The following is a 4,218-nucleotide window of genomic DNA, read 5'->3' on the forward strand; positions in this document are numbered from 1 at the left end:
GGGCGGCGGTGCCGGGGCGGGGAATACCCGAGGCGGTTGTGCCGAGCAGGCGGTCACGCCACATGACGCCCGGTAGCTCGGCGCGGCGCTGCTCGTCGTCGAGCAGGGCGGCGACGCGCGTTTCGCCCTCGCCGAGGACTAAGGCGCTCAGGCGGGTCATGCGTGGGTCGGCGAGGATGCGCTTTGGCATGGCCTTGGCCTGGTGCCCGCCGACCATGAGCAGAGTGCCGTCGGGAAGACCGGCCGCGATGCGGGCGGAGAGGTCATAGGTGGGGGCTAGCAGGTTCATGCCGACCCATCGAGGGCCGACGGTGCTGATGGCCTTGACGGTCTGCTCGATGCCGAGGCCATGTGCCTCGGCATCGAGTACGCCAACGTTGAAGCCTGCCCGCGCGGCGTAGGTGGCTATGTACGCCATGCCGAGTACCGGCAGGGTGTAGTCGTTCATACGCGGGCGCAGGTTGTAGTCGCGCAGCGGTGCGTTGACGAACAGCGCATCGAGGCGACGGGAGTTGTCAGCTCCCGTGATCAGGGTGGATGTCTGCGGTGCCTGCGTGGTTGTCGGGTGGTGCGGCGTGCTCGTGCTGGTCTGTTCGGGCATGGCTCCCCCAAGTCAGGGCGAACAGGGTCAGGGCATGCAGCTGCGTGCGGTTGCTATTGGCAAAACGGCGCCATTCGTTGGCGAATGGACGGTCGGCGTCGGGCAGGCGCAAGTCGGGCAGCGCGCGGCGCACCCAGGTACGTACAGCGAGGTCACCGTGCGGGTAGACCGAGAAATCGCCGGTGTAGTCCGCGGTGGCGGCGGAAGCGGTCCACGGGCCAATGCGTGGCACCTCGTCGAGAGCCTTCATCAGGTCCTCGGGAGCAAGTTGCCCCCATGCGGCCTGGTTCTCGGTATAGGCGATCGCGGCGGCGCGCAACGCGGTTCGGTGGAAGGCCGTCCCGGCCTCGGCGAATGCTTCGTCGGGTAGGCCAAGGACGGTCGCCGGGTCGGGTGCAAGGGACAAGGCGCCCAGCGGGGTCTCGACGGTGCGGCCGTGGTTGGCGCACCAGCGGCGATAAACCTTGCGGGCCTGCTCAGCCCTGACGACTTGGCGGAGAATCGCCGTCGTGATCGCGTCCCAGAGTGAGGGATTCGTCAGCCGTTGGACATTGCCGAGCGTGGCGAACTCGTTCACCAGCGGTGCGGCATCGGGTGTGACCGGCAGCGTGTGTGGTGAGGTGTGCGGAGCGGGCGGGGCGGTGGCTGTAGTGGTGTGGTCGGTGCCCACAGGGCGGAGGATCAACCCCGCGGCCGGCTGCCAGTCGGCAAGCCACGCCACGCCGTTGTGGACGACGAGTCGTACCGGATCCCCTGCCGGTCCGGTGAGCCATCCGGGGTGGTCGATGGTCAGTGTGGTGGTCACGGGCTCGTCTCCTGGCGTTCGGGGCGCGGGGTGCTGTGGTTTGAAGGTGCCATCGTTTCCTTTCCGACGTGATCGTGTGGGGAGTTGCGACCTTCAACCCGAAACTGTCTCCATGAGGTCGCGTGTGGGGCTCGTGCCCCTAACCGACGGTGAGGTGAGGGTCGGTGCTGAGAGGTACGAGGGAGCGGGACGCCTGCCAGACTTCGATAATCGCCGGTGCAAATCGTTCGTAACTTCCGGGCGACACCCGGTCCTCACCAGATGCGCAGACAAGCGATAAAGTCGCGCATATGTCTTCTGCGCAAGCAGCACGAAGGCCGCATGACCAGATTCGATCAGGTCGATCCAGACCAGGCACCCGGCGATGCAAGCAATCTGGCGGTTGGCGGGGGCAGTTTCTCCATCAGCATGGGATCACACCGGATTGCATCTCGCCCCCGATTGTTTTGAACTCTGTCCATACGGTCTTGCCGCACGAGTCGTGCGGCGTCACTCCCCATCCATCCGCCAGTGACTCCACGATGAGCAACCCCCGCCCGTCGGTGTCGTCTTCACTCGGCTCCCCGACACGGGGTACACCCGTCCCCGCGTCGTGCACCTCGACGCGCAAGCACCCTCCGCCGAGAGACACCCCAACGAGGAAGTCGTCGTGCGCACCATGGCGTACCGCGTTAGCGGCAAGCTCGGAGAGACAGAGCACCGCATCTTCGGCGCGGTCGGCAATCTCCCATTCTTCCAATGCGCTGCCTAAGAAAGAGCGAGCTTCGGGCACCGCATCGCCTGCTCGCGGAAACCGCTGCGCTACCGATCTCGGCATGAGTCCAACTCCCTTGCCTGTACCGTTGGTTCGACTAACCAGGCAACCGCGAAGACGGCGGCAGAGGTACTGTCGGAGGGGGTGTCAAAGGGTGTTACTTCCACTACCGCCCATGGCTGAGGGGTAAGCATTCAACATGAAGACGCCAAACAGTGATCTCGCGACGTGGCTTACACGATCGGGCCTGAGTCGGACGGAGTTGGCGCGTCGCGTCAAAGCCGCAGCTCAGATGTGGGAGCAGCCTCACATTTCGCCGAATGCGTCGACCGTGCGGCGGTGGCTGGAGGGCGACGTGCCCCGCTCCCCACTGCCTGAGATTCTCGCCGATGTGATCTCGGCGGCAGTCGGCTATCGGGTCACGACGTACGACCTTGGACTCGGCGAGAAGGGTTCTGTCGAACGCTCGCTCGTCTACAACGTGTCCTTCGCCGTTACCGTGGAAGCTGTCGCCGACTTGGGGAGAGCGGACGTGGACCGTCGAGGATTCTTGGCAGCAGCGCCCTTCGCTGCGGTGGCAGCAGTGGGGCCGTCGCGTGACTGGCTACTCAACACCCTTGACCAGCAGCCCGAACCGGGCCCGCGTGTGCGTCTCGAAGACGTGACCGCGGTGAAGAATATGTTCGGCGAGTTCCAGAAGATGGACGTACTTCAAGGCGGCGGATCAGGCCGACTGATCCTCGCCGAGTACATGAACCAACACGTCTTCCCACTGCTACGCCGGACTCACACTGAGGACGTGCGACGTGTGCTGTGCGAAGCAGCTGCCGAGCAGACGTACTTGCTCGGGTGGATGGCCTACGACAACGGCGAACACGGGACTGCCCAGCGGTACTTGATCCAGTCGCTACGCCTCGCCGAGGAGTCCAAGAACCGGGCGCTCGGGGCACACGTGCTCGCGGGCATGGCAGACCAGGCAACCTTGCTCGGCAATCCCGACGAAGGACGGAGGCTCGCTCAGGCCGGCCGAGCCGGTCTCGGCCGCAATACGTCGTCGGCCTGCCTGGCCGACCTGTGGGCGCTCGAAGCTCGGGCACTGGCCAAGCTGGGTGAGANNGGCCAGTCCGAGGCGGCGTATGGCCGTGTCCGGTTGGAAGCTGAACAGGAGTGGGCAACTTTCATCGACCCCGCGTATCTGCACGGTGAGCACGCCAACACCTTCCGGGACCTCGGTCAGGCGGACTTGGCCGAGCAGCACGCGCGGCAGTCGATCGACCACGCCCGGAAGCAACGGCGTGCACGACGCGGGGCGATGTCACAGGCGGCACTCGCGGTTTCGCACTTGCAGCGCCGCGACTTGGAGGCGGCACACGCCGCCGGTCTCCGGGCACTCTCCCTGTCGCGGCAGGTCAAGAGTTCCCGGTGCGTCGAAGCTGTGCAGGACCTGCAACGACAAATGCAGCCGTTCGGAAATCACCGGCTCGTCGCGGATTTCAACGAGCAGGCCCGCCACTTGGTTGCCGCTGCGTAACGCACAACGGTGCCCCCGTACGGCATGAGGCCTATACGGGGGCGCAGTGCGTCATGGGTTGTCGTCAGTCAACCAGCGAGCACGCTGTCTACAGCGCGCGCGGAGGCTCCACGCCGGCCTGCCCCTTGAACACCCACCCCGCTGTTCCACAGCCCGGCACCCTGATACCCCAACTACGCTGCCCAACTGGGCCTTCCGAAACAGGCTCCCCGTGGCACGGAAGGCCCACACTCGACGTTGAAGATCCCGGTGTGGCACCGCCCCCGGGACACCGGCCTCGCCGACGCCTACACCGCGGCCATCGCCAAAGTCGCCCGCCACCACAAGGACTTGTTGCCATGAAGGCACGAATCGACTCCGCCCTGATCGACGCCTCGTCCGGACCGCTGTACGCGATGGCATCACCAAAGCCGTCGTCGGAGCGGTCATCTCCCGCGGCGACAAGGTCCTCCTGCTCCACCGCACCGCCGACGACTACATGGGTGACCTGTGGGAGCTGCCCTCCGGAGGCGTGGACGAAGGCGAGG

The 4,218-nt window shown here is 65.8% G+C and carries 5 protein-coding genes and 1 pseudogene; 3 read left to right on the plus strand and 3 right to left on the minus strand.

From position 1 onward, the window contains the following. From AOK16_RS21940 to AOK16_RS26090, 3 genes are all read right to left on the minus strand, one after another. Positions 1–601 (minus strand): cobalamin-dependent protein (locus tag AOK16_RS21940; protein ID WP_169790933.1); only part of this gene is annotated, 601 nt, incomplete at its 3' end. Next, positions 516–1,406: a DNA glycosylase family protein gene (locus tag AOK16_RS27750; protein ID WP_205627753.1), complete on the minus strand. Its 891-nt coding sequence runs from the start codon at positions 1,404–1,406 to the stop codon at positions 516–518. The genes AOK16_RS21940 and AOK16_RS27750, both read right to left, overlap by 86 nt. A gap of 403 nt (positions 1,407–1,809) precedes the next feature. Next, a complete protein-coding gene (locus AOK16_RS26090; RefSeq protein ID WP_079101651.1) occupies positions 1,810–2,223 on the minus strand; it encodes an ATP-binding protein in 414 nt (137 codons plus the stop codon). A 136-nt stretch (positions 2,224–2,359) separates the two neighbouring features. Between AOK16_RS26090 and AOK16_RS28680 the strand changes: the two genes are divergently transcribed. From AOK16_RS28680 to AOK16_RS29405, 3 genes and pseudogenes are all read left to right on the plus strand, one after another. Beyond that, positions 2,360–3,275: NsdA family TPR-like regulatory protein (locus AOK16_RS28680; protein WP_240483692.1), on the plus strand; the 916-nt coding region annotated here is incomplete at its 3' end. A 2-nt stretch (positions 3,276–3,277) separates the two neighbouring features. Further along, positions 3,278–3,691 (plus strand): annotated as a pseudogene (locus AOK16_RS28685) (transcriptional regulator); the annotation flags it as partial. A gap of 338 nt (positions 3,692–4,029) precedes the next feature. After that, a partial coding sequence (locus tag AOK16_RS29405) for a hypothetical protein (RefSeq protein ID WP_478072550.1) occupies positions 4,030–4,218 on the plus strand: 189 nt, incomplete at its 3' end.

The organism is Streptomyces pathocidini (assembly GCF_001418495.1).
Taxonomy (GTDB): Bacteria; Actinomycetota; Actinomycetes; order Streptomycetales; family Streptomycetaceae; genus Streptomyces; species Streptomyces pathocidini.

What these genes read in the sequence shown, in the direction of transcription:
- AOK16_RS26090 (WP_079101651.1), bottom strand. Translation starts at nt 2,223, where the DNA reads ATGCCGAGATCGGTAGCGCAGCGGTTTCCGCGAGCAGGCGATGCGGTG.